Genomic DNA, 25,842 nt, shown 5'->3' on the forward strand with positions numbered 1-25,842 from the left:
TTGAACAAAAAATTGGCACGAGGGAGAATCAAACGAGTTTAAACTAAAAATGGGAGAGTCAACAGAATTATGAGTGATGAATTATGAATTATAAATTATGAGTTATGAATTCTTATGAATCATCATTTCTGATCCTTCATAATTTCTTTTGATTCATAACTAAGTTAACCAATCGAATCAGATTGCACTTTTCGGGAAGACAATCAGTTGTGATAATGTAGCCTAAATAAAGAATTAATTCCCCATTAACAATCCTCAATTCTTACACAGTTTCTAGTGTTCCCCATTTACTCTATAAAGACATCAACTAAATTTAAGTCACACAAAGCTTGAACAAGAGGTAAAAGAGGGCCGAGTTGGTCTTGACCATTAACAGCAAGATCGCTATGACAAAGATACAAGCGATCGCGAACTCGACTCAATAAATCTAGCAGAATTCGATGCAATCGTTGTGTATCAGCATTTATCTGATCTTCCGGTGTCCATAAATCTCCCGACCATTCTTGCAAAAACAAAGGCGCACCCCATAGGGTACTCGCTCCCCCACTCAACCACAAGGGCGACCCCACATCCAGCCAAAAATGATAACGATGGGAGGTGCGGTTGGCGCGATATTGAAAAATTGTGGCTAAGGTTACAGCCCCCGTCGGAATAACGGGTTTCACGGGATAGGGATTTGCACTAACCACTCCCCGTCGCAACAGTTGAATAAAAGAACGAATGGTTTCGCTAGAAGTCTCTCTGGTTGTTTGTGGGTGGAGTCTGGCGTCTACTTCCCAATAATGAATAGCGGTTTCCATCAATTCTCGTAACACGGCGAGTTGATCAGACGGTAGAGACTGGGTTGGGATAAAAAAGCGTTGAATGGCGCGATCCAGCAAAGAAACAGGACTCGGAATCAGACGTTGTTGATATTGTTGATGTTGTTGGTTGATCCACTGCAAAATCTGATTGTAGGTTTGAGTGGCGCTATATCCCAATCTATCCCAACGGGGAAACGCTGTAACCTCTAGCAGTGTTGGGTGTTGAGGATGAGGACGAAAACAATAATCGGCCAGTAAACCCGCTCGGACTGGATCAATCGTCGATAAGGGAGGCGAGGGCAACTCCTCCGTCTGATTAGCGGGGTCTGAATGCCGCTTCACCCCACTTAAAACCACTAACATTTCGGCGATCGCTTCTCGTTCAACTAACCGCCCTAAATCGGGATAGACCAGGGCTAACAGCGTTAGTAATGCTCGAACGAGAGGAGAACTCAATAAAGGTCGTTGTTCTTGGAGGGAGTCTACAGCGATTCCCTGATGACTTAAAATTTCTCGTAGGGTATAGCGAGCGATCGCATCTAAACCTGGCCCGATAACAGCGATCTCTTGAGGCTGAACCTGTTGGGTGTGGATGGCTTCAATAATGGCTTCAGCAGTGCGTCGAAGTAAATCAGCCCTCGACTGGGTTTTAATCAAACGAACATCTGATAATGAGTAGGATAGTTCGGCGAGTCCAATGTTACTGTCGATTACACTACTGACAATCGGTTCAAAAAGCAGAGGGGCTAAACCGGAGGACAAATCCAAAGATTCGATCTGACAACGGGATTGTAACTCGGCGAGATCGTTGGGATCGGCGCCCAACCCTAAGCGAATTGATCCGGTGGGGTTAAAGGTAAATGCTCCCATTTTTCCGTTTTCTAAGAGAAACTCAAACAGATGGCGCATAATGGCGGGATATTCATCGACATCATCAGCCAAAACCATTTGATAGCGACGAATCAGGTGTTGTTGATAGGTGGGACTCGCTAACAAATGCCAGTAGAGTTCTGTGACAATACTGTAGGTGAGAAATCCCCGATCTAGACACCAATTTCGCCAACGAACGAGCAATTGACCGATGCAGGAATAAAGGGAATCTGATCCGTCTGACGAGCCAAATCCTTGTGCTAAAATTCGAGGAATTTCGGCAACAGATTTACCGCTCATCGCTGCAAGCTGCATTAAGTCGAGGGTTTGACGCACGATCCGATCCGGGCTGACTCCTGCTCGGGCGAGTTGGCCGCTTTCGAGTTCTTGACTCCAAAGCAGGGTTGCAAGTTCCTGTTCGGTTTCGGGGCGTAGTCTGACCGGAAATTGAGCCTTGAGGTTCAATGACTGCACCAGTAACGGCCAAAATAGAGTGACTTCATCCTGCAATAAACCCAACGGTGTTGTTGAGTGAAATGCGGAAAGTTTGGGGTGAGTTTCCCAGATGCGATCGAGGAGAATCAATCGGTTGTCACTATTAGCGGCTAAGATTAATGCTGTCACTCGTTGAGGCTGTCTTTGGTGTAGAGCGGCTTTTGACCTACTAACTGGAGGGACTGTTAAGATCAGATCAGACTGGAGATCAAGACTCCACTCCCCAAACTGCTCGATCAAGCGAGTTGTTTTGCCACTGCGAGTTTTTCCTGTTATCCACACAGACAAAGCAGCCACTATTCTATCTATAAATTTGTTAAGATCCCCAACACATTAGCACGTTCTTCCTTTGCTTAACATTTGCTAGCACTTGATTTATGAAAACCTCGACCTGGACTCAGATTCAATACGCTCTGCGTCGTGCCAATAGCTGGTTTAAAGATACGCCTGATCGGGCTTTAGATCAAGCTTATGATGCTGCGTTGAGAATTAAGGCAATTGAAGATGAACATTTTCACGGTGGAAAAATCACGAAGGATTCAACTGAATATAGCGATCGTGTCTTATCTTATTTTGATTCTGAGCTAAAAAAATGTCTGAATATTATTCAAACTCGTTTGGTTGTTTTTAACACCAGTCGTTCAATTTTGGGCTGGTCGGAACCGTTGAATTCTAAGGAAATGAATGGCTCGTTGTCTTCGGATTTGTCGATGGATGATTTCAAATTACCCCATCATGTTTCTCTCATTTGTGAAAAACTGGATTTTATTGATTCGGTGATTGGTAAGTATTCTCCATCAAAGCCTCAACCGAAACCCCAAAATCAACCTATTGAATCAACTTCTCTGGTTGAAATTAAAAACAATTCACAACAATCGGTTTCGCTCGCTAAGAGTATGGACGAGGAAAATACTCCCGTTCTCAATGAAAATTCTGATACAGTTAAAGCTTCTAATTCTTCTAAGGACAAAAAGAAATTAGCGGATGAACTAACAGTGGGTTCGGAAATGAGTTTTTTACCTCGCTCTCTCTTGCGAACAGTAGGCCGAATCCGCCGCGAGTTGAATCCTGAATCGGAAGAAGAAGTTATTAAAAATTATCGCAAGTCCAAAGTTAAAACAATTATTTCTGTTCGGTTTATTTTACTTCTGATTTTAGTTCCTCTTTTAACTCAACAACTAGCCAAAAATTTTGTAGTTGGGCCGATTGTTGATACTTTTGTTTCTGAGGAAGAAAATGCTCCGATTTTTATGAATCTCGATTTAGAAGAAGAAGCTTATATGGAGTTACACCGTTTCAAAGAACGGTTAGAGTTTCAAAATATGATCGGTTTAACTCCGCAAATTGAACCCGAAGAAATAGAAGAACAAGTTCAAGAAAAAGCCATTGAAATTGCTGAGGAATATCAATCATTAGGAAATACTGCTATTAAAAATATATTTGCAGATTTGTTCTCAATAATTACCTTTGGAATTATTATCTACACCAATAAAAGAGAATTAGAAATTCTGAAATCTTTTCTCGGTGATCTGATTTATGGTTTAAGTGATAGTGCGAAAGCTTTTATTATTATTCTCTTAACTGATATGTTTGTGGGTTTCCACTCTCCTCACGGATGGGAAGTTATTCTTGAGAGTATATCAAGACATTTTGGACTCCCGGAAAATCGAGATTTTAACTTTCTGTTTATTGCTACCTTTCCTGTGATTCTAGATGCAGTGTTTAAGTATTGGATTTTCCGCTATCTCAATCGCAGTTCACCTTCTGCTGTTTCGACTTACAAGACAATGAACGAGTAATCATCTTTAAACAAGGTATAAGGTTTCTTAAAATAGAGTAGGAATAATAATGTTAAACTACTAAAAGTAATTCAATTTCTAAAAATGAGGCGATGTCTGCAACTAATGTATTAGGGAATGAACTAGAAGTCTGTTGTACTTCTCCGATGACGGGATTTTATCGGGATGGAATGTGTAATACAGGTTCGGGTGATATGGGCGCTCATATTGTTTGCGCTCAAGTTACAGCAGAATTTTTGGAGTTTTCTCGCTCCCGAGGAAATGATTTAATGACTCCCAATCCTGTGTTTAAATTTCCCGGTTTGAAACCTGGGGATTGTTGGTGTTTGTGCGCTTTACGTTGGAAAGAAGCTTTTGATGCAGGAGTTGCGCCGCTTGTACGCTTAAAATCAACTCACGTACTTGCATTAGAATATGTCACCTTAGAAGAACTAAAAGCCCATGCACTTGATGCTTAAATCGTAACAAGTCAACACCTGTTTTTTGGACTCAGTAGAACGAAAATATAACGTTCTGCTAGTCTTTATTCTTTTAATTTTAATTCTATCATAGTGTTAAAAACTTTTATCCATCAAATTAACTTACAGACTTCCCTAATTTCCCTGCGAAGAATATTATTATTCTCTTTTATTCTTCAAGCCTTAACAATATCAGTCATTGTGATTTTCCTACAAAAATCGCAACTTCTAGAGAATATCAATAATTATTATATTGATGAAACAATAATCCTTAGTTTTGTCGGGCTATTTATAGCGATAGTTACCGCTATTTTAACCTCTAATTGGATTGCTAAAGCTTGGCATAAACTCTGTCAAGCAACCTCAGAAATAACAGAGTTTAACCCAGAGTATTCTCTTGAAAATTTGAAAGGATTCAGAATAAAAGAAATCCAAATTTTAGCGGATTATTTTACTAAAATCGTCAAAAATTCAAGGGCTTCATGTGAACAGTTAAAACAAAAAAATAAAGAGTTAGAACTTAGAATCCAACAAAGAACAGCAGAACTACAGCGATCAGAAGAAAAATTTAAAAAAGCTTTTCAAAATTTACCCTTAGCAATCAAACTCAGTTCTCCAGAAGAGGGTAAAATTATTGATGTCAATGAAAGCTTTATTCGACTGATTGGTTATTCCAAATCAGAACTTATTGGTCGGAGTATTTTAGATCTAAATATTTGGGATAATCTTGAAGAACGTACTCACATTATTCAAGACTTAAAACAGCATCAAAGAATTGAACATCAAGAACTCCAATGGCGAACGAAAACAGGAAATATTATTGAGATTGAAGTATTTGGAGAATGGATTGAATTGAGTGGAAAACCTCATATTTTATGGGTTGTTTCAGATATTACTCAGCGTAAGCAAGCACAGAAAGAGCGAGAACTGCGTAAAGTACATTTACAATTTCAACAAGTAGTGATGATGGAATTGTTTAAATGTCCAGATATTCATAACGGTAATCTACAAGCAGCACTACAAACGATCACTCAAATTGCTGCTCATACTTTAAATATTAATAGAGTTGGAATCTGGTTTTACAATCAGCAACACTCAAAAATTAACTGTGTTAATCTGTATGAACTCTTACTTAACAAGCATTCTAACGGTCAAAAAATTTATATTTCTGATTATCCAAATTATTTTAAAACCATTGAAACTGAACAATTTATTGCCGTTGAAAATGCTCAAACCGATCCTCGAACTAAAGATTTTTCTGAAACTTATCTGCTTCCCATCGGAATTACATCAATGATAGATGTTCCGATCTATTCTGGAAGTAAAATCGTCGGAATTATCTGCTTAGAACACACTGGATCTCTACGAAATTGGCACTTAGAAGAACAAAACTTTGCAGCTTATTTAGCCTACGTGACCTCTTTAGCTTTAGAAACTTGCGATCGCGCTAAAGCGGAAACAGCATTGAGACAGAGTGAAGAAAGATTTCGTCAACTCGCAGAAAATATAGAAAGTATTTTTTGGATGATTGACCCTCAAAAACAGCAAGCCATTTATGTTTCTCCTGCTTATGAAAAAATCTGGGGTCGTTCTCGCCAAGAAGTCTACAATCAACCTCTATCTTCTCTCACTGAAGGAATTTATCCCCAAGATCGGGAGTCAGTTTTAAGAAAAATGACTCAAAAGTTTCAATCTAATCAAGATTTAGAATATCGAATTGTTCGCCCTGAAGGTGAAATTCGCTGGATTCGTGATCGTTCTTTTCCCATTCGGAATGAAGCGGGAGAAATTTATCGAGTTGCGGGAATTGCCGAAGATATTAGTGAACGCAAACACGCGGAAACGATACTTCAGCATCGAGTTGAACTCGAACAACTTGTGACCAGTATTTCCACCCAATTTATTAATCTTAATGCTCACGAAATTGAGAGTGGAATTCAAGCCGCCTTACAACGAATGTGTCAGTTTATGCAGGTTGATTGTGGTTATATTTATTTAGTTTCAGAAGAGGGCAAGCAGATCAGCAATACCCATCAATGGTGTGCAACTGACATTGAATCAAAATGCCATTACTTACAAAATTTTGAGTTTGAATATTTTCCCTATGTCCTTGAAAAGCTGAGGAATTTTGAAGTCATAAATATTGCTAATATTGAGGATCTTTCTCTCGCTGCAAGTCGGGAAAAAAACATCTGGCTAAAACAATCAATCCAATCCATTCTCTGCGTTCCGATGGTGTCTCGTAGTCAACTCTTTGGGTTTATAGAATTTAATGCGATTCGTCAGCCTCAAACTTGGACAGAAGCCAGTATTAATATTCTCAAATTAATTGGTGAAGTTTTTGTCAGTGCATTAGAACGTCAACGAGTTGAGGAAACATTACGACTCACTCAATTTGTTGTAGATCGAGCCATTTATTCTGTATTTTGGGTTGATCAAAATGCTCGTTTGTTCTATGTCAATGAAGCCGCTTGTCAGTCGCTAGGATATTCTCGAGAAGAACTCCTACAAATGACAGTTTACGATATCGATCCTGACTTTACCCCAGAAGTTTGGCTCCAACATTGGCAAGATATTCAATTACAAGGTTCTATGGCTTTTGAAAGTCGTCATCGTACCGCTTGTGGTCGGATATTTTCGGTTGAAATTACTGTTAATCACCTCATCTTTGGAAGGCGAGAGTTAAACTTTTGCTTTGTGCGAGATATTAGTGAACGCAAACAAGCTGAAGAACAAATGCAAGCTTCATTAAAAGAAAAAGAAGTCTTATTACGGGAAATTCATCACCGGGTTAAAAACAACCTTTATATTATTTCTAATTTACTCGATTTACAATCAGATGCTATTCAAGATGAAAGTTTGCTCGCTTTATTTTCCGATAGTCAAACCCGCATTCAAAGTATGGCATTAATTCATGATCAACTCTATCAATCAACGGATTTAAGACAAGTTAACTTTGGAGATTATATACCTCGTTTAGTTGAAAATCTCTTTTTCTCATTGGGTGATACCCAAGGGTTAGTGAAATCGGTGATCCATGCAGAACCTATTCAAATTAACTTAGAAACTGCTATTCCTTGTGGTTTGTTAATCAATGAATTGATCACCAATACGTTGAAACACGCTTTTCCTAACGGTCGCTCTGGAGAAGTTTATGTAGAATTTTATCAAGATTTAGAACACAAACTCTACTTAAAAGTTCGTGATAATGGTGTGGGAATTTCACCGGATATCGATTGGGATAATTTAACTTCATTAGGACTGAAGCTTGTACAAATTTTATCAAAACAGTTGAGAGCAACCCTGAACTTAAACTCTAGTGAAGGAACTTGTATTGAGTTAATTTTTTCTCAATTGCAGTACAAATCACGATTTTAAACCCTGAGATGAAAGACTTAAAACTGACACTTAAAACTACAAAGTTTAATCAGGTTGACGTAAGGCTCGACGCGCTAGTTTTGCATAAGTTTTCACCGTTTCATAGGGCATTTCTAAGTCTACAGCGATCGCTTGTAAAGATTCTCCGTCTTCCCGACGAGCTAAAATAGTCGCCCAAGTTTCTGCAATTTTTTGAGTGCGAGTTCCTCCCGTCCGTTTTCGTTGTATAGTAAACTGTTCAGCTAACTCGGCAATCCGTTCACCCAATTGTTGTGAACTGGTTGGAATCATTTCTGTTTCCTCAATCTGCCACTCAAAACGGGTTTGTCCTAAGCCAAAAGTCGTTTTATGACCCGTTCCACAATAAGGCGCAAATCGCCCCAAAGCATAAAATAGTTGTTGGTTTTGTGTAGAAGCTAAAGAAGATTTCTTCGATAAACTTAATTCAATTGCTCCGGTAAATCCTGTTACCATTCCCCGTTTTCCAGCCGCAACTTTTGTAGAAGCAATCTGATGGCGCTGAATAATCACGGACTCATCTACCCAGTCTAAAAAAGACTCTTGTTCAACAGGAAGATTAGAAAAATCATTCCAACGGCGCAGATAACTATGAAACAAGTTTGTAGGGAGAGGTAAAGGAAAATGATGACCTTTGCGCCGAAAACTGGTTGGACTCATAAAACTCAGATTAACCTTAGCGGGTTTGGGAGTTGGCGCATCAAAAAGTTGACGATAAGTCGTTGGGGCTAAAGCCATTTGACAAGATTGAATCGTTAACGGTGCATTTCGTAATTCAACCTGGGTCGGCAAACATTTAACCCACTCCACTAACCACTGTACTACAGGCTTAGATAAAGCGGTAATAGACCAAAAATAAGTCTGCTCTGGTTGTAATTGTAAGTGTTTTCCCGACAGTTTTAGCGCACCTTCCAACCCCGAAATTGTAAAGGGTTTTTCAGACTCTCCATCGTGGAGATAAGCCGATAAATCGGGGCTTGTTTGTCGCACTTGGTCGAGAAACCAGGCATGAAGTCCGATAGTATATTGAGGATACAGTAAATCCGCACCAGTCGGACGCAGAGCCAAAACTAATCCCACTAATTCAGTGTCAGCAGACCAACTTAAGGAAGTATTTTTTTTAAAAGACCGTTTCACGCATTGAAGCCCTCATAAAAAAGTTATCTTCAACTTAGTATAAACCGTTTTTATCATCTGAAGATAGTATCTGGCAAGTCAGATCAAAAGTTGAGTGAGAATAAGTCTGCTTACATCTAGTAAATCAACCTAGATTCAAATATAACTGTGGAAACTCCCGGTTAATTGCTGATAAAAGTTATACTCAAAGCCAGTTTACTATCCTTAATGAACTGGTCAGGGGGATTTTACTTTAAAAGTTAAATTAAGTAACCTCGCTGTAATCCATAATTTACTCCTCCTTCCCACGAAGGGTAACTCAAAAATTCTCTAACTGTTTCAAACAGGTGGATGACAACATCTGAATAAATTGGATTTTTCACATAAGTTTCTAAGTATCGAAATTCACGATCTGTATTTTTCTGTTTTCTGAGTACATAAACCTGATCAATCTGGTATTTTCTCAAATTAACTGCATTAGTAAGTTTCAACCACTCTGCTACTACGATATACAAGGCATTAGGATTCTTATTTTTTAATTGAAGTGCTGCTGTTGAGGCATCTTGTAGCATTGTTTTATCTAAATAAGTCTTACATTCAACTGCTACTGCTGGAATATCCCAACTATCATGTTCTCTTTCTGTCTGTCCTCGACACTGCAATATCGCATCGACTTGTACACCAATTGCAAAGTCATGATCTTTTCTCTCAATCAGAGCATGAGGAGATCTCAGCATATTTCTATAACTAGACGGTAGAAAGAAAATATCTTTAAAGGTGTGCGATTTACCGATTAAGGCATATTCTGAAAATTCAGCAACCAGATCTTTAAAAAGATAATACATAAACTCTTCCAGCACTGTCGAATGCAAATTGGATCGAGAGTCAAATTTTTCGGCATATTTTTGCTGATCGATGAAATCTTTATAATCATTAAGATAATTGACTCGATACTCTAAAATCTGTTGGTCGTTATTGTTCTTTTGAATTAGCGGACCCTTAAGTGATGTGTTTTGTTCATGCCACTGCTGATATTTGATTCTAATCTCTGATAAATATTGCTTGGAAATATCATCTTTATATTTAGTTTTATGATTGTCTTTTTGAGATAGATTGGCACCATGTGGTAGCATTTAAAAGCCTCCATATTAAATTGCTTTTTTTAAATCCTCTTTGCAACCAGAAAGCTGTTCAAATAAATGATGAGCTATCTGTTGAGCTAAAAGTGGAGGTACAGCATTACCAATTTGATTATACTGACATAAAAACTTTTCATTTTCTCGCCCTTCTCTAGCTAATAACTTATGACTTACAACAGTAGGTTTTCCCCTAAATAAATAGTGATCTGGAAATGATTGAATTCTTGCTCCTTCCCGAGCAGTAAAGTTACGATTATAATAAGGATGTACGAAATTGGCATAAAAAGAAGCTGGCAATGTATGACATGGACGAGAAGGATGAAGACGGCGATTATTTTGATCATAAACAAGAGTAGCTATCTCATCTGAATTGCGTTTTCGAGGTCTCAAGTGATCAGGAACATCAGAACAAGAATCTCCCCACGACATAGAAGAGAACCGTTCTACCATCCGTTTGGTATGATTCATAGCTTTATGGTTATAAAGTAATTTGCAGTTTCCTCGAAGTCTTTTTTGATAGTCTGTTTCAGGAGGTTTACTGTAACTTATCTTCTCTGCGCCTTCACCTGCTTCTAGAATTGGTAAATCAGAAATTGCATCCCAAAGAGTAGGGCAAGGTAATAATGAGTTTTCCCAGAAAGATAACTGACTTTGTGAAGCTATTGTGTGAGTCGATGGTGGAAATGGGTGAGTAATTTTAACCTTTGACGCTACGATAAATAAACGACGACGATTTTGGGGAATTCCATAGTCTGTTGCATTTAGCACGCTATAATCAACATGGTATCCAAGTTTGATAAGTTCATCTTTAATTATATCTATTACTGCTTGATCACTTTTAGTTTTTATCTTAGCTAAGTTAGGAACATTTTCCATGAGCATTAGATCTGGCTCAAAAATACTACCAAACCTAATAAATTCTTGAAATAAAGTATTTCTAGGATCTTTTGCGTCTCCTCTGCCTTGACGACAGACAGAGAAACCTTGGCAGGGAGGGCCACCAATAATAACATTGGGTTTATTATACTTAAAGAGACTAATGGCTTCTTCATCGGATATCGTTTGTATATCCCGAATCACTATTTGAGTCTCAGGATGATTATAAGCTAGAGTTTCTCCAGCCCACTGATCAATTTCAATTCCTCCAACAAGAGTACCCCCTGCCATTTTAAACCCGAGACTAAATCCTCCCGCTCCTGCAAAAATATCCAAAACTTTAAATGCTTTTCTCATACTTTAATTTCAAAAATCAACAAGCAAAAAATTTTCTCTACCCAGTAATAAATTCCTATCAATTTAACGAACTAGAATTTATCGTTTGACCCATCCACTGAAGATAATCCAAAGAACCTGCAATAATCGGAATGGCAATAATTTCTGGGACTTCGTAGGAATGCAATTGACGAATTTTGGCTTCTAATGTTTCAAATTGAGTTAAATCCGTCTTAATAGTGAGTTGCCATTCTTCATCCGAACAGACTTCATCTTTCCAGGTGTAAATCGAACGAATTGGAGCCAGACTTACACAAGCTGCTAGTTTAGATTCTACTAATACCTTAGCGATCGCGGAGGCTTCCACTTGAGAACCTGCCGTGACTAAAACAATACCATAATTTGTCGTCATATCAATCTGAAATTGTCAATCAATCCAAGTTAGAGAAATTTCCCCAGATTAATACTATACCGCAAAATTCATCCAGGATTAACTGACACTCATCTGATGAGATAAGGGAGTTGAAGAAACAGAATACATCCCAGATGTTCGTTGCAAATAGTCTTGAAAAGATGCAGGTAAAATCGTCCCAGTCAAACACGTTCCATATAATTGATTCTCCTTTAACTGAGCATCTGTTAAGTCTGCATCACTTAAATCTGCATTCGATAATTGAGCAAAGTTCAAATTCGCCCGTTTTAAACAAACCCCTTCCAAATTCGCTCCGGTTAAATTCGCTCCATTCAACCGTGCTGCTCGCATTTGAGCAAAACTGAAATTCGCACCCGTTAAATTCGCTCTTGTCAAATTCACACCATTCAACTTCGCCTCACTCAAATTCACCCCCTCTAGTTCAGCTTGAGCCAGATTCACGCCGTTGAGATAAGCTCCTCGCAGATTAACCCCCGTTAACAAATGTCCTGTCAACTTCGCCCCTTGAAGTCTCGCCCCTCGCAGATTCGACCATTTTAGGTTCACCCCTGTTAAATCCGCTCCCCGGAGGTTAATTCCGTTCAAATCCGCACTGCATAGATTCGCATTGACTAGGGCTGAGGCTCGTAAATTCGCCCCGACCAATATCGCCCCACTCATCTGAGCTTTAGACAGTTTTGACCTGACCACAAACGCCCCACTGAGATTGGCTTTCGTCAAATCCGCCTTTGCTAAGTGAGCTTTATTCATTTTGACAAAACTGAGATTTGTTCGATGGAGACAAGCCCCCTCGAAGTTCGCACCCATCAAAAAGGCTCGACTGAGATTGGCTCCGGTTAGGTTTGCTTTTGAGAGGTTGACCCCAATCAGGATAACTCCCCTCAAATCTGCACCTTGTAAGTCTATCCCTGTGAAGTCTATTTCGCCTTGTTCATAACGTCTGAGCAAATCACTGACTTTCATGGAAATTCAACAACAACAGCCTATAGTTACTATCTTGGCATGATCTCTTAAGAAAGTTTTTATACTTTTGTTGAGAAAATATCCCGATGTCATCTGAAATCAAGTGAAGCGGATTCTTACTTCTGGGACTTGCATTATCTGACTGAATCTCGTAAAAATAAACAGGGATTAGGTGGACTAGACTTTCCCGCTTAAATTACCATATCCTTCGACCTAAACCCCTGAAATGACAAATTCTCCCGACCCGAACTCTGAATCGACTTCTCCGCGTCGTCGCTGGCGTCGTGTTTTGATTTGGGGAGGCGTTGGACTGGGAGTAACAACAATTGCTGCGGGAACGACCGCCATCTGGTTTATTCAAAATCAGTTAGCGCCCATGGTGGGTGGTATTGTTGAGGGTATTATTGAGCGCCCCGTCACGGTTGGGCCTGTTGAACGGTTCACACTGAGCAGTCTTCGCTTTGGTCGTTCTGTAATGCCAGCTACCCCTACGAGCGACAGTAACGCTACAACGGAAGCGGTTGAGGTGGCGTTTTCGTTATCGTCTATTTTCACAAATCCAACTCTAAATCTTGATCTTACTTTAGTTAATGCTGATGTTTATCTCGAAGAAGATGCTGAGGGAGACTGGATTCAAACAGAATTAAATTTGGAAGGCGACCCGCCCATTGATGTTAAATTTGGCTCGGTGGGACTGAGGAATGCTAATGTTACTTTAACCCCCTATGTGGCGACAGGTTCGCCTGTCGTTATTCCTTTGAATATTAGTCGGGCTGTTGTTGATGTTAGTGAAAATAATGAACGGATTAAAGGTCGTTTAAATGGCAGTTTTGCCCGGGGCGGAACGTTTTATGTGCAAGCAAATGTTTTTACTCCCGAGACTAATATTGAAGGTAGATTACGAGCCAATAATATCCCAGTTTCCCAATTTACGGGTTTAATTAAGGCTCCTAATTTTGCTTTACAAAGGGGAATGGTTGATGCTAATATTTTTGTAAAATTAGAAGACTCTAAACTTTCCCAAGTTGCGGGAAAAGCCAGTCTTGATGATATTCAAATTGAGGTGACCGATCTTGATCGACCCGTCCAGCCAATTAATGCTCAATTTCGCTTTGCGGGAAATCAAGCCAGAATTGAAAGATTAACAACGGGTTTGGGAGATATTAACGTTAATTTGAGCGGAACCGCCACAGCTAACCCGCAATTGGATTTATCAAAAACTCAGTTAGATTTCACTGCTAATATTGAACCGACACAAATTTCTACATTCCTCGATATTGCTGAAAATGCAGCCGAAGAACCGATTAATTTACCTTTTCCCCTTTCGGGAACAGTACGAACCGATATTGGTTTAACGGGAACCCTTTTGAAACCGATTTTAACGCTAGATCTTGATACAACTACTCCCACCCAAATCGATAGAGTTAATCTCGATAATTTTAGCACAAACTTACAAGTTACCGCCCAACTCCAAGACGATTTTTCCTTAGAATCTGATCCGATTGTAACCGTTAATTCTCTCCAAATTCAACCCGCAACGGGCGGGAATATTAACGGGAAAGGAACCGTTGAACTCCAGGGATTAAAACAACTGATTCAAGATAGCCAACCCGTTGTTATAGAACCCATTAATAAACCCGAAATATCCCAAATTCCGCCACAAATTTCCCCACAAACCCCAACTCAACCCCAGACTATACTTCCCGTTCCTTCAACGCCAACCACAGAACAAAAACAAGAATCTCCTCTCAATCCTCAAATAAATTTTAACTTAGATGTTAATAATGTTGGCTTAGATTCAATTGTCGAATCTTACGGTATTATTTCGCCGTTTCGTTGGGGTTCAGTCTCGGCTGAAGCCGATATTTCAGGAAGCCTAGAAAATCTCAAAGGAGAAGCCGAATTTTCCTTACCCACAGCAACCACTCCCATTTTTGGTCAAGCTGATTTAGAACAAACTAAGCTAAATTCAACCGTTCAAATTGCGGATGGAAATATTACAATAAACGCCCAACAAATCCAACAAAAACTCTGGAATGCTAACGTTAACGCCAGTCAAGTCGCCCTCGAACCTTTAGTGAATCTCGGATTACTTTTTTCAGACTTAGAATCGAATTTAAAATCTGATCTTTCAAGAATTAATCTATCCGACGGACGATTGGATTTGAAGGCAAATTTATCAGCAAATTTAGATAACTTAGATCCGGCTGCAATTCGCGGCGAAACCGATCTGCAAGTCAATTTAGGAGATCGTTCAATTAATGCCAATGCACAAATTAGACAAGGTACATTTTCTGCAAACTTTGACACCGAACCTTTACCGTTATCTCGTCTTGTTGATGCGGGGATTAACTTAGTAGAAATTCCTGGGAATACTCAAACACAAATTCAAGATTTAGAGATTCAAAACGGCACCGTACAAGCAGAAGGAACCATTCGAGGAAATATTAACAATTTAGATCAAATTACTGCGCGATCCGAAGCATTAGTTAACCTGGGAAATACAGGCGGTGTGATCAAAGCATCCGGGCGTTTAAGCGGAGATTTATTTCAAGCAGAGATTGATACTTCCACAATTCCATTAAATCCTTTAGTTGATTTAGGTTTACCCTTTGCTAACTTATCACCTGATCTCAACAATTCCATTCAAAATATTGATATTCGCAACGGAAGTCTAGAAGCAAAAGCCCTATTTTCCGGTAGCTTAAATAATTTAGATCAAGTCACAGGCACCGTCAATAGTCAAGTTAATTTAGGTAGTTTTGGGGGAACAGTTGAGGCGAGAGGACAGTTAACCAATGGTCAACTTCAAGTCAATGTTAATACCTCGGAAGTTCCCCTTGAACCTTTAATTGATATCGGTTTACCGTTCGCTAATTTACCCCCGGATATTAATCGGGAAATTCAAGATCTAAACTTTAGAAATGGCGAATTACAACTGCAAGCAACCGCATCAGGAAACATCGCTAATATTACTCCCGCCCAAATTACCGCTAATGTCGATGGTTTAGTTGATTTGGGACAAGCAGGGGGAATGGTAAAATTATCAGGTCAAGCCCTGAGTGGACGTTGGCAAACAATTATAAATGCCGATCAAATTGCTTTAAATCGATTTTCAGATCTCGTCGAGTCACAAACTCAAGATATTTTACAACCCTTACTACAACAAGGGTTAATTACTCAAGCCGAAGCGATGCCTTTATTGCGGGGAATACTCGATAGTCGTTTAAGTGCAAGTGGTTCTTTAGTCGAACTCAACCCCGAAACCATTCGGGCAATGGGAGAGTTAGAATTAACAGAACTTCCGATTATCAAACAACCCCTAGAAGCAGCGTTTAATTGGGATGGTGAACGAGTCGAAATTGAAAAACTTGAATCCCCACAATTTGGGGCGGATGGATTTGTTGCGGTAGAATTTTCAGGAACCGGAGTGCCGCAAATCTCAAACCTCAACGTTGATGTACGGCTGTCAGACTTTAACCTCCAGTCTCCCCTCGTACAACGGTTACTCGCCAATATTCCCCCCGAAGTCGCCGGAGATTCGCCTTTACTGGCAGGTTTAGTCAACTTTGATGGGACTGTAACCGGATCTCTATCAACATTACAACTGACCGGAGATTTAAGTCTAGAGAATTTAATTGTTCGAGAGTTGGAGTTTGATCCTAATCTCGCGGGAAGCCTCAGCGCTGGATTAAACAGTGGGGTAAATTTAGCCTTAGCAGGAATTCAAGATCGGATTGAACTGGTTCTCAATGATCAATATTTACCCGAAAGTTTCCTGATTCGACAAGACGAAGCGATCGCCCAAGGTACAACAGTCGGTGAGAATTTACTTGTTAATTTAGAACAATTTCCCCTCAGTATTCTGAGTTTAGCGCCCTTAGCCGAACAAGGTCTCGGAGAAATTAGCGGTATTGCCACCGCTGATCTGTCTGTTTCCCAGTTAGAAACCCTTGATCCGACTCAAATTGGCGTACAAGGAGCGATCGCCGTAGAAGACCCCGCCCTTGGTTATATTGATTTAGAACGCTTCAGCGCCAATATAGGCCTCAAAGATGGACTGTTTCAGTTAACCGAAGGTGAACTGGTCTACGGAGAAACGGAAATTTTAATCGCCGCCCGTGCCGACTTAGAAGAAATTATCGCTGATTTAGCCGCCGGAACACAACCAGGTGTTACCGTTCCCTTTGGAGGTGATATTGCTGAAACTCGCCCCGACTTTGAAGCGGAAATTGACATTCCCAGTGGCAGGTTACAGGATGTCTTATCTGCTTTAGAATTCTATAATCTCGGTGATTTAGCCCGAGGCCTCAAAACCCCTGAATATGGAACCGCAGCCGATGTGATTCCGACACCTGTGGGTTTACCTCCCGATGCAACTTTGACTCAACAACTGCAACGCTTTGAAGAAATTCAAGCCCTGTTTGCCCGACAACTCCTCAAAGACGAAGAAGAACCTTTACCTCCGTTAGAAGCGGTTAGAGGGAAATTTAGCGGAGAAATTGCGGTTCAAGGTTCGATAGCGTCGGGAGTCGTCGCCAAAGTTGCCCTCAATAATGTCGGGGATTGGACATGGGGGCGGTTTGATGCGAATGAGTTTATTCTGAATGCTAGTTTAGATCGCGATAACGTGGTGCGGGTGTTGCCTTTGCAATTGACTAGCGGTGAAACGGTTTATGATTTTCGAGGACAGCTTGCGTTAGATACCCAGCAACCTTCTGGACAGTTTCGGATTAAAAATATTCGCTTAGAACAACTCCAAGATGAGTTAGAGAATTTTGTAGAATTGCCTAATATTGATGTTAATGGTCAATTAAATTTTCGAGCGAATATCGCCGGGAGTTTAGTAAATCCGCAAGCCACCGGAGAGTTTACTGTTGTTGAAGGTCTTTTTAATGATGAACCGATTAAAGAAGCCCGAGGGAGTTTTAGTTATAATAATGCTCGTCTATTTTTAGGAAGTACAATTCTTCTGACTGAACAAGATCCGATTCGGATCAAAGCTCAAGTTCCCTATCGTTTGCCCTTTGCAGAAGTTTCACCGGGTAGTAACTTACTCCAAGCACAAGTCAATCTTCAAGATGAAGGTTTTAATATTATTGACTTACTAAATCCTGAAGTTGATTGGGTTGAGGGAAAAGGGTTGCTTGAGTTGAAAATTGACGGGATTTTGGAACAAGACTCCAATGGGAATATTGCCCGCATTTCTATTGAACCTCAAGGGTTGTTAAAACTTCAAGAAGGGATTATTAGTGTAGATAGCATCAAACAATCGATTGTGGGATTATCGGGAACCGCAATCTTTGTTAACGATCGGATTACCGTTAATGGAATTGAAGGGGAATTAGTGGGGGAAGCCGGAAGCGGAAATATTATGGTTCAAGGGGTTTTACCTCTGATTTTTCCCTTCGAGGAAGAAGATCCCGATGTAGAAAATCCCTTGCAGATCAAACTGGCGAATTTACAAGTCGGTGTTGAGGAATTATACGTCGGAGATGCTGCCGGAATGATTGCCATTGATGGTAGTGTATTAAGACCCGAAATTGGTGGCGGAATTACCCTCTCAAACGGCACTATCATTGTACCTACTGCTGCTGCTGCTTCTCCTGATGCTGCCGGGGGAGGACTACCGGATACTGGGCCGGTTAAGATTAGTTTGAATAATTTTAGATTGACACTCGCAGAAGATCTTCAGATCGTTACTCCCCCCGTGAGTGAATTTTTGAGTGTTCCGATTGTTAACTTTTCCCTCGAAGGTAGCATCGCCTTGAGTGGGACTTTAGAAAGTTTAGAAGATATTCGTCCCAGTGGTGTAATTAAACTCACAGGCGGCGCCCTCAACCTCTACACCACTCGTTTTATTTTAGATCGGGGTTATCCTCAACAAGCGATTTTTGTTCCCTCAGAAGGACTCAATCCGATTTTAGATTTGCGACTGGTGACTCGGGTTCCAGAAACCACTCGTTTTCAAGCCCCAACTTCGGCGTTTTCCTCCGAGATTTCCGAAGGCCCGACTGCGAGTAGTTTAGGAACCGTCAGAACAATTCGGGTGACTGCCCAGGTGAAAGGCCCAGCTTCTCAGATTAACGATATTATTCAGTTAAAGAGTTCTCCCCCTCGTTCAAAAACACAGTTAATTGCTTTATTGGGTGGAAGTACATTTGAAGGCATTACGGGGGATAGTACCTTAGTTTTAGCGAATATTGCCAGTGCGGGTATTTTTAGTCAAATTCAGCAAAATGTTTTGGATGCCACTGGGTTAACAGAATTTCGTCTTTATCCCGCCCGTATTTCTAAGAGTGAAGGTTCAACCGCTTCTGCGGCTTTGGGTTTAGGGATAGAAGTCGGTTTGGATGTGACGGATAATGTTTCGGTTTCTCTGAGTCAAGTTTTAGCAGACGAACAACCCACTCAGTTTGGGGTAAATTACCGAGTCAATGATAACTTACTGATTCGGGGTGCAGCAGGTTTGGGCGGTGAGAGTGAGATTCGGTTTGAGTATGAAGTTCAGTTTTAACTCCAGGTTCTCTCAGCCGAATTGATTCAAAATTAATCAAATCTTATTGAAGCTATCAACAAATTCAATCTCACTGAAGCGATGACTAAAAAATAGAGTCTAATCTTGAGTTAGAAATCGATACAGTGACTCCCATCCGACTCAAAAATCTCATCACAATCGTTACTAATACTGAAATTAGGGTTCGGTTAATCACTTCAGATATTGCGGGAATCTCGGATGACGTGTTGAGTGGTTTACGCTACTGTTGAAATGGGGGATCAGGGTGCAATAATGACACAGCTAGAGACTGTGATCGAACACTGCACAGCTTTGAACGAGATCCCAATTCCTGGTCATTCTGACACTAAAAACAAGCACGCAACCATGATACCAAACGATTTGCTGACGACCGACTACTCCGACTCCACTCCTCAAAACCCCGATAAACCCGAAGAAGCTTGTGGTGTTTTCGGTATCTATGCACCCGGTGAAGATGTTGCCAAACTGACCTATTTTGGATTGTACGCTCTCCAACACCGAGGTCAAGAATCAGCAGGAATTGCGACCTTCGAGTCAGAAAAGCTGTATTTATATAAAGACATGGGGTTAGTTTCTCAAGTCTTTAATGAATCAATTCTCAGTGAGTTAAAAGGAAATCTAGCTGTCGGTCACACCCGTTATTCTACCACGGGTTCCAGTCGAGTTGTCAATGCTCAACCTGCGATTGCCAATAGCCGTCTGGGATCAATTGCAGTCGCTCATAATGGTAATCTTGTTAATACTCCTCAACTCCGGGAAGAAATTACCCGCCGCCAATATAGTTTTGTCACCACGACAGATACAGAATTAATTGCCTTAGCGATCGCCTCAGAAGTCGATTTGGGTAAAAATTGGTTAGATGCTTGTATCAGCGCCTTTAAAATGTGTGAAGGTGCATTTAGTTTAACCATTGGGACTCCGGCTGGGTTAATGGGTGTACGCGATCCTCATGGTATTCGTCCTTTAGTTATTGGGACTTTAGACACCAATCCGACTCGATATGTTCTGGCTTCTGAAACTTGTGGGTTAGATATTATCGGCGCTGAATTTTTACGAGAAGTTAAACCAGGCGAAATCGTTTGGATCACTGAAGATGGATTAGAGTCTATTGAGTGGCAACCCCAAACCTCTCGCAAACTTTGTGTGTTTGAAATGATTTATTTTGCCAGACCTGATAGCCAGATGGAGGGAGAAAGTCTCTACACTTATCGAATGCGAATTGGTCGGGTTTTAGCAAAAGAGTCTTGTGTTGATGCGGATTTGGTGATTGGTGTTCCTGACTCGGGTATTCCGGCGGCAATTGGATTTTCCCAGGAATCTAATATTCCCTATATGGAAGGATTGATCAAAAATCGTTACGTGGGTCGCACTTTTATCCAACCAACTCAGGGAATGCGAGAAGCGGGTATTCGCATGAAACTCAATCCCTTAAAAGATGTTTTGAAAGGGAAGCGAGTGATTATGGTCGATGACTCCATTGTGCGAGGAACTACGAGTGGCAAAATCGTTAAAGCGTTGCGAGATGCAGGTGCAACCGAAGTTCACATGAGAATTTCATCTCCACCTGTGACTCATCCCTGTTTCTACGGAATTGATACCGATAACCAAGATCAATTAATTGCGGCGAAAAAGTCAGTCGCAGAAATTGCTCAACATATTGGGGTAGACTCGCTGGCTTATCTGAGTTGGGAAGGAATGTTGCAAGCCACCCATGAAGACCCTCAGAGTTTCTGTTCGGCTTGTTTTACAGGTAAATACCCGATTGATGTTCCTGAACCCGTCAAGCGGTCAAAATTGATGTTAGAGGAACCAGCAAAGGTTTAAGAGGTCGGGAAGGCAGACAATCGAGCCGGGATTATCCCGGTCTGAAAGTCGAACTCCTCAGTCATCACTGTAAACAAGAGCCATTGATAACTGTTCACTGTGAACTGTCTACTGTCTCCGCCTCCTCTTGCAAAAGCCACTAATCAATGATTGTTCTTTGATAAGAATTTTCTATTACTCTCGGATTCACTCCGGAATTCTGTGCAGAACTTGGATAGATCCATTAACGTTCCGGATGTGATGCGAGAGGAGGATGCCACCAAAAGCTCATCTAGAATCCCACCTAACGACTGAAGACCTGAAAGTCCGTTACCGACAGGCTAGGGATACCACCGAAGCTCGTCGATGGCACCTACTTCAGCTCGTCGCCAGCGGTTGGACTATTAAACGGGCCGCTGAAGTTGTGGGTTTAAACTACGACTATTCTAAGGAGATCATTCGCCGCTATAACCGCGAAGGCCCAAGTTCGGTGAGAAACCGTAGCCGCGATCGCCAACCGCCTGTTGCTCGCTCCTTGTTAACCTTGGCGCAGCAACAGGAACTCAAAGAGGCATTACAAGGCCCTGCTCCGGATGGAGGTGCCTGGTCGGGTCCCAAAGTGGCTGAATGGATTGCTAAAAAAACAGGTCGCCAACACGTCTGGCCTCAAAGAGGTTGGGACTATCTCAAGCGACTCGGAGTCAACTGGAGACAGCGCAAAAATACCAACAATGATGAGTGAATCTAATTTCCGCAAATTAGATTTTGAGCCACTTAACATTGTTTTGGTGCATCTACTTTGCGACTCTCCCACTCTGCAAAATTACCCAGAAACTAGCGAAGAGAAAGAATTGCTTGAATCTACACAAACCCATCTTACTGAGTCTAGGAGAGTCATCTTAAATTTTGAATTTCTCAAAGCGGTACTTTTCTCTACAGCCGAAGCTAAAGTTGGCTTTTTCTCTGGAAATTTTTGATCGACTTCTTCATACTTAGCAAAAAGAGCTGTCGTTTCTTCATCACTCACTTTTCACTGTGTTCAGGCTGTATATTCCTAATCCGATAAGAGTGGAGATCGCATTTTTCGGGAATTCCAGAAAGTAGTCGAGTAGGGTGTATTAGCGTATCTCGTAACGCACCATCCCTAATACTATACTGATTGGAATGCCTAATTATAGAAGACCTAATATTTCTGGTGGAACATATTTTATCACTCAAGTAACTTATCAAAGAGAAACTTGGCTTTGTAGCGAAGTTGCTAGAAAAGCTCTCAGAGAAGCGAGCGAAAATGTAATAGAGAAATATCCTTTTTCTATTGATGCTTTCGTTTTACTACCATAGCATTTTCATTGTCTGTGGACTTTGCCATCCAATGATCGGGATTTTTCCATGAGGTTGCGACTAATTAAAACTTATGTTACTAAACATTATGGGCAAGAATTAGCTATTAATCGAGAAGTTTCTCTGTCACGACAAAAGCGAAAAGAAAGCAATCTTTGGCAGCGTCGTTTTTGGGAACATTTGATTAGAGATGAGGGAGATTTTGCTCTCCATTGTGATTATATTCATTATAATCCTGTTCGACATGGGTTATGTACAAATCCCCAAGATTGGCAATTTTCGAGCATTCATCGGTTTATCGCTCAGGGAATTTATCCGCAAAATTGGGGAAGAGATGGAAGTCCAGAAATACCCCAAGGAATTGGGGATGAATAAAACGTAGGGTGCGTTACGCTATCGCTAACGCACCGAAAAATATGGGATGGTGCGTTAATGAAATGTAACGCACCCTACAAGATCATGCGATCGCACTCACGATCAAGAAGAAGCCCTCGCGATCGCAGATGTAGTAGGAGTGATGCGTCAGGGAAATTTAGAACAAATTGGCACCCCAGAAGAAATTTACAGCCATCCCGCATCGCGTTTTGTTGCAGAATTTGTGACTCAAGCCAACTTTTTACCAGCCCGTCGTCAAAGTAATGGTTGGCAAACTGAAATTGGTTGTTTTGAAATTGAGGAGAATCATACACACAACAGTTGTGAAATAATGATTCGCCAGGAAGATTGTATTTTACAACCAGATACAGATTCTCAGGTAAAGATTACCAAACGGCGATTTTTAGGAAGAGAATACCGCTATTGTTTAGAAACTCCTTCCGGTAAAGAAATTCATGCTAGAACAATGACAGATACAATAATACCCGAAGGAACATTTGTCAAGATATCAATACCAGATGATGCGGTGAAAATTTTTGCGGATTAATACTAACAGAAATGATGAAACTTATCAAGATGATCGGGGTTTTCTAAAAATACTAGAAATGTACCTTGTTAGTTGAGGAATAAATCAAGCAAAACAAGTTCAATTAATATTTTTCTGAGAAAAAATTATGTGAAACTCAGAAATAACAAGTAACTAAGGTAGTGATAGTAAGACTTTGGTTGTTTCCTGAGATGTCTACTGTAATCTCTTGCAAAGGGCATGACCCAGTGTTCGCTCGTCTGTTGCGCGAATCTTGGAATTATAGCCCGAACCATCCATAGAACCACCATTTGCGAGTCGGGCAATATCCCAAGTGCCTAACTTCTGACTCAATACTGCTCTGTTGTCTAAAGCCTCTTTGTATGCAACAAGAGTAGAGCCAGATGGACAAGTTTCACCGCTCACTTTAACTACAGCAGCCCGAAAATTCTGACCACTCGAAGAACTTGTGTTAGTTAACCATCCACTTGACAGGTTGCTGGTAGCAGAATTTGCAAGATCCCTCCACTGCTGTTTTGCTGCGTTAAGGTGAAGTTTCTCAAGAAAGCTGCCAAGTTTGTCATTCCCAGCCGCATTTACAAGATCTAGAACCGACTTTAGTTCAGTCTGAGAACTCACAACCGATCCCAGCAACTGAGCCAGACTTTTCTCCGCCTCCCGACTGCTTCCTTCAAGCTTCTGAAAAGCAACCGAAATTTCTTGGAGTGAGCGTGAGAAGTCTGCTTTGATACTGGCATATTTTTCATTGAGTCCACCTTGGCAGTGATGAGTCTGAGATTGTTTTTCTAAGTTAGCCAAGGCTTCTTTTGCAGAGCGATCGGCACCATCGATTGCCTGCTGGATGTCCCTTTTGTAAGCACTCTGTTGCTGAAGAAACGCGGCAAGAGCACTTGTGCCACCTTGTAGCAAAGACGAGCTTCTGTCCAAATCTTCTCCCAGTTCTTGCAGTGCCTGCTTTACTGTCTTGCGCTGCTGGTTATTTGGTCCTACTCCTGACTTAATCTCCTGCTGAACAGCTAAAACAATGTCGGCGGTAACGTCGAATTTCTTGCTGAAATCGGGAATTCCTTTTAGCCATACTTGTGTCGGCTCATAACTACGGGCGAAGGTATTGGTATTTTGTTGAACCCGCTCAAGCACACGGGACAGGCTTCGTCTTGTCCATGTAAAATCGACTTTGGTGTCCCATGTTTCGGTTGTTTCTTTGGTGCACAAACCAAGTCCCCACCATTCTTTTTTACTACACCAGGTACAGCGTGTGTAAATCGGGTAAGGCCCCAATGATTTGCTCGCTACGGAGCGCATGTTTGAAACTTCATTTTTCAACTGCTCTAGACGAGAAAACACATCTCTTGGCACAGTTACACTATTGTTTTGTGCGATCGCAACATTCACAGGCGATAGCCATAGAACAGCAGACAACACTATGATGACTAGCCAGTTTAGATGTTTCCGGTATTTGACTATGCTTTTCATAACTTTAAAGGGTTTCAGTGAACTGAAATATCTACTAATGCCTCAACCGTAAATTGCTTGGCAGCCTGGTCAATCCCATGCCATTGCTTGATGGACTCATCAAGTCCCAATGCTTTTTTCACGAAATCAAGATCTCTGAGATGATCATCCGAAGCATCAACGGCCATTTGAGTTAGATTTGAGCCAAAAGTTGTCCAAACTTTCCTTAGCTTGTCGAGGAACTCTAGTAAATCGTCCAAGCTAGACTTGAGCCAAGCTCCATCTTTAAGGATTGATTCAAGTTCTCCAACCCCCACGCGGAGTTTCTCGGCCTGTGCCACTGTATCCTTTTCTTCTTGCTTTAAGGTATCCAATTCATGCTCAAGCTCCGTGCGCTTTTTCTTGGAACTGAAAACCCCCAGTTCATCAATCTGTTTTTGCACACTTTCTAATCTAACGCGCAACGCCCCTACCTCTTCTTGCTTGCGGTGAAGTAGGTCTGTGTCGGCCTTGCAAGGCTTAGACAGATCGTTATTGGAGGCAATTATCTTGTTTTTAAAATCACTCAAAAGAACGCTCAAATTGCTGATAGGTTGCATGGCCCTGCCCGCAGTAGTACCAAGTTCTTGCAAACCTGCCTTCACATCAACGCCAGATCTAACTTCTAGCAGACTCTGCAAAAATGAAACAGTAGAGGCTGCTGACTGATGCAATCGCTGAACTAGCCATACGATAGAGGCATACAGCATGGAAGGGGACGTGCTGTCCGCCAAGACATTCGGATTCTTTAGCAATAGTTGCCGAAGAGCTTTGGGTGAACCGAAAGCTACGGCCAGATCCCGTAATTTAGTCAATGCTTTTCCTGTTTCCATTGAGACGCTACTGAATTCCACTGACAAGTTCTCGATTCTGCTGATATAGCGATTTAGGTGTATCCAAGAGCTTGTATCGAAAGCCAGCTTGTTGGCATCATCGAATTTTAGAAGAGACGCGCTAGGAACTGCTAGATTCACTGATAAAATTTTGCCATGGTGAATTTTTATGATTTACTAAAGTCTGGAAATCTTATGGACTCATTACCCCGTTACACTGGATAGCG

At 41.0% G+C, this 25,842-nt stretch carries 18 protein-coding genes; 10 read left to right on the forward strand and 8 right to left on the reverse strand.

The annotated features are described in order from the left end of the window. Positions 1 to 287: 287 nt before the first annotated feature. Positions 288 to 2,465, reverse strand: a complete 2,178-nt coding sequence (locus L8106_RS01115; protein WP_009782311.1) for a hypothetical protein — start codon at positions 2,463 to 2,465, stop codon at positions 288 to 290. Positions 2,466 to 2,545: 80 nt separating this feature from the next. On the opposite strand from L8106_RS01115, the gene L8106_RS01120 reads away from it, so the two are divergent. The 3 genes from L8106_RS01120 to L8106_RS29230 all read left to right on the forward strand — a co-directional run bounded on the left by L8106_RS01120 (position 2,546) and on the right by L8106_RS29230 (position 7,803). After that, the gene (locus L8106_RS01120; protein WP_009782312.1) at positions 2,546 to 3,967 is read left to right on the forward strand and encodes a proton extrusion protein PcxA; all 1,422 of its coding nucleotides are present in this window, start codon (positions 2,546 to 2,548) and stop codon (positions 3,965 to 3,967) included. A gap of 92 nt (positions 3,968 to 4,059) precedes the next feature. Then, complete coding sequence (locus L8106_RS01125; RefSeq protein WP_009782313.1) at positions 4,060 to 4,425, forward strand: DUF2237 family protein; 366 nt, start codon at positions 4,060 to 4,062, stop codon at positions 4,423 to 4,425. A 93-nt stretch (positions 4,426 to 4,518) separates the two neighbouring features. Further along, positions 4,519 to 7,803: a PAS domain S-box protein gene (locus tag L8106_RS29230; RefSeq protein ID WP_009782314.1), complete on the forward strand. Its 3,285-nt coding sequence runs from the start codon at positions 4,519 to 4,521 to the stop codon at positions 7,801 to 7,803. A 45-nt stretch (positions 7,804 to 7,848) separates the two neighbouring features. On the opposite strand, the gene cas6 is transcribed toward L8106_RS29230, so the two are convergent. From cas6 to L8106_RS01155, 5 genes are all read right to left on the reverse strand, one after another. Further along, positions 7,849 to 8,958, reverse strand: a complete 1,110-nt coding sequence (cas6, locus tag L8106_RS01135; RefSeq protein ID WP_009782315.1) for a CRISPR-associated endoribonuclease Cas6 — start codon at positions 8,956 to 8,958, stop codon at positions 7,849 to 7,851. Positions 8,959 to 9,197: 239 nt separating this feature from the next. After that, entirely contained in the window at positions 9,198 to 10,070 is an 873-nt protein-coding gene (locus tag L8106_RS01140) for a Bpu10I family restriction endonuclease (RefSeq protein WP_009782316.1), read from the reverse strand. A gap of 15 nt (positions 10,071 to 10,085) precedes the next feature. Further along, complete coding sequence (locus tag L8106_RS01145) at positions 10,086 to 11,309, reverse strand: DNA cytosine methyltransferase (RefSeq protein WP_009782317.1); 1,224 nt, start codon at positions 11,307 to 11,309, stop codon at positions 10,086 to 10,088. A gap of 58 nt (positions 11,310 to 11,367) precedes the next feature. Continuing rightward, positions 11,368 to 11,700, reverse strand: coding sequence for a divalent-cation tolerance protein CutA (cutA, locus tag L8106_RS01150; protein ID WP_009782318.1), 333 nt, complete (start codon positions 11,698 to 11,700; stop codon positions 11,368 to 11,370). Positions 11,701 to 11,778: 78 nt separating this feature from the next. Beyond that, a complete protein-coding gene (locus L8106_RS01155) occupies positions 11,779 to 12,684 on the reverse strand; it encodes a pentapeptide repeat-containing protein (protein WP_009782319.1) in 906 nt (301 codons plus the stop codon). A 226-nt stretch (positions 12,685 to 12,910) separates the two neighbouring features. Between L8106_RS01155 and L8106_RS01160 the strand changes: the two genes are divergently transcribed. The 7 genes from L8106_RS01160 (at position 12,911) to L8106_RS01185 (ending at position 23,288) form a co-directional block, all read left to right on the forward strand. Further along, positions 12,911 to 19,201, forward strand: a complete 6,291-nt coding sequence (locus L8106_RS01160) for a translocation/assembly module TamB domain-containing protein (protein WP_009782320.1) — start codon at positions 12,911 to 12,913, stop codon at positions 19,199 to 19,201. Between the two features lie 366 nt (positions 19,202 to 19,567). Next, on the forward strand, positions 19,568 to 21,046 hold the full coding sequence (gene purF / locus L8106_RS01165; RefSeq protein WP_039895251.1) for an amidophosphoribosyltransferase: 1,479 nt from the start codon (positions 19,568 to 19,570) through the stop codon (positions 21,044 to 21,046). 253 nt (positions 21,047 to 21,299) lie between these two features. After that, positions 21,300 to 21,767: a helix-turn-helix domain-containing protein gene (locus L8106_RS01170; protein ID WP_009782322.1), complete on the forward strand. Its 468-nt coding sequence runs from the start codon at positions 21,300 to 21,302 to the stop codon at positions 21,765 to 21,767. Next, positions 21,757 to 22,002 (forward strand): hypothetical protein, encoded by a 246-nt coding sequence (locus L8106_RS01175; protein ID WP_009782323.1) that lies wholly within the window; start codon positions 21,757 to 21,759, stop codon positions 22,000 to 22,002. The genes L8106_RS01170 and L8106_RS01175 overlap by 11 nt, the downstream gene beginning before the upstream one ends. A 187-nt stretch (positions 22,003 to 22,189) precedes the next feature. Continuing rightward, positions 22,190 to 22,366, forward strand: a complete 177-nt coding sequence (locus L8106_RS33350; RefSeq protein WP_232228409.1) for a hypothetical protein — start codon at positions 22,190 to 22,192, stop codon at positions 22,364 to 22,366. 48 nt (positions 22,367 to 22,414) lie between these two features. Next, on the forward strand, positions 22,415 to 22,741 hold the full coding sequence (locus L8106_RS33355) for a hypothetical protein (protein ID WP_009782324.1): 327 nt from the start codon (positions 22,415 to 22,417) through the stop codon (positions 22,739 to 22,741). A 142-nt stretch (positions 22,742 to 22,883) separates the two neighbouring features. After that, on the forward strand, positions 22,884 to 23,288 hold the full coding sequence (locus tag L8106_RS01185; protein WP_009782325.1) for a TOBE domain-containing protein: 405 nt from the start codon (positions 22,884 to 22,886) through the stop codon (positions 23,286 to 23,288). A gap of 195 nt (positions 23,289 to 23,483) precedes the next feature. Here the strand turns inward: L8106_RS01185 and L8106_RS01190 are convergent, their stop codons facing one another. Both L8106_RS01190 and L8106_RS01195 read right to left on the reverse strand, forming a co-directional pair. Continuing rightward, positions 23,484 to 24,764 carry a hypothetical protein gene (locus L8106_RS01190; RefSeq protein WP_009782326.1) on the reverse strand — a complete coding sequence of 427 codons (1,281 nt, stop codon included), beginning with the start codon at positions 24,762 to 24,764 and terminating at the stop codon, positions 23,484 to 23,486. 14 nt (positions 24,765 to 24,778) lie between these two features. Further along, the gene (locus tag L8106_RS01195; RefSeq protein WP_198012877.1) at positions 24,779 to 25,615 is read right to left on the reverse strand and encodes a hypothetical protein; all 837 of its coding nucleotides are present in this window, start codon (positions 25,613 to 25,615) and stop codon (positions 24,779 to 24,781) included. Between the last annotated feature and the right edge of the window lie 227 nt (positions 25,616 to 25,842).

Source organism: Lyngbya sp. PCC 8106, from assembly GCF_000169095.1.
Lineage (GTDB): Bacteria > Cyanobacteriota > Cyanobacteriia > Cyanobacteriales > Microcoleaceae > Capilliphycus.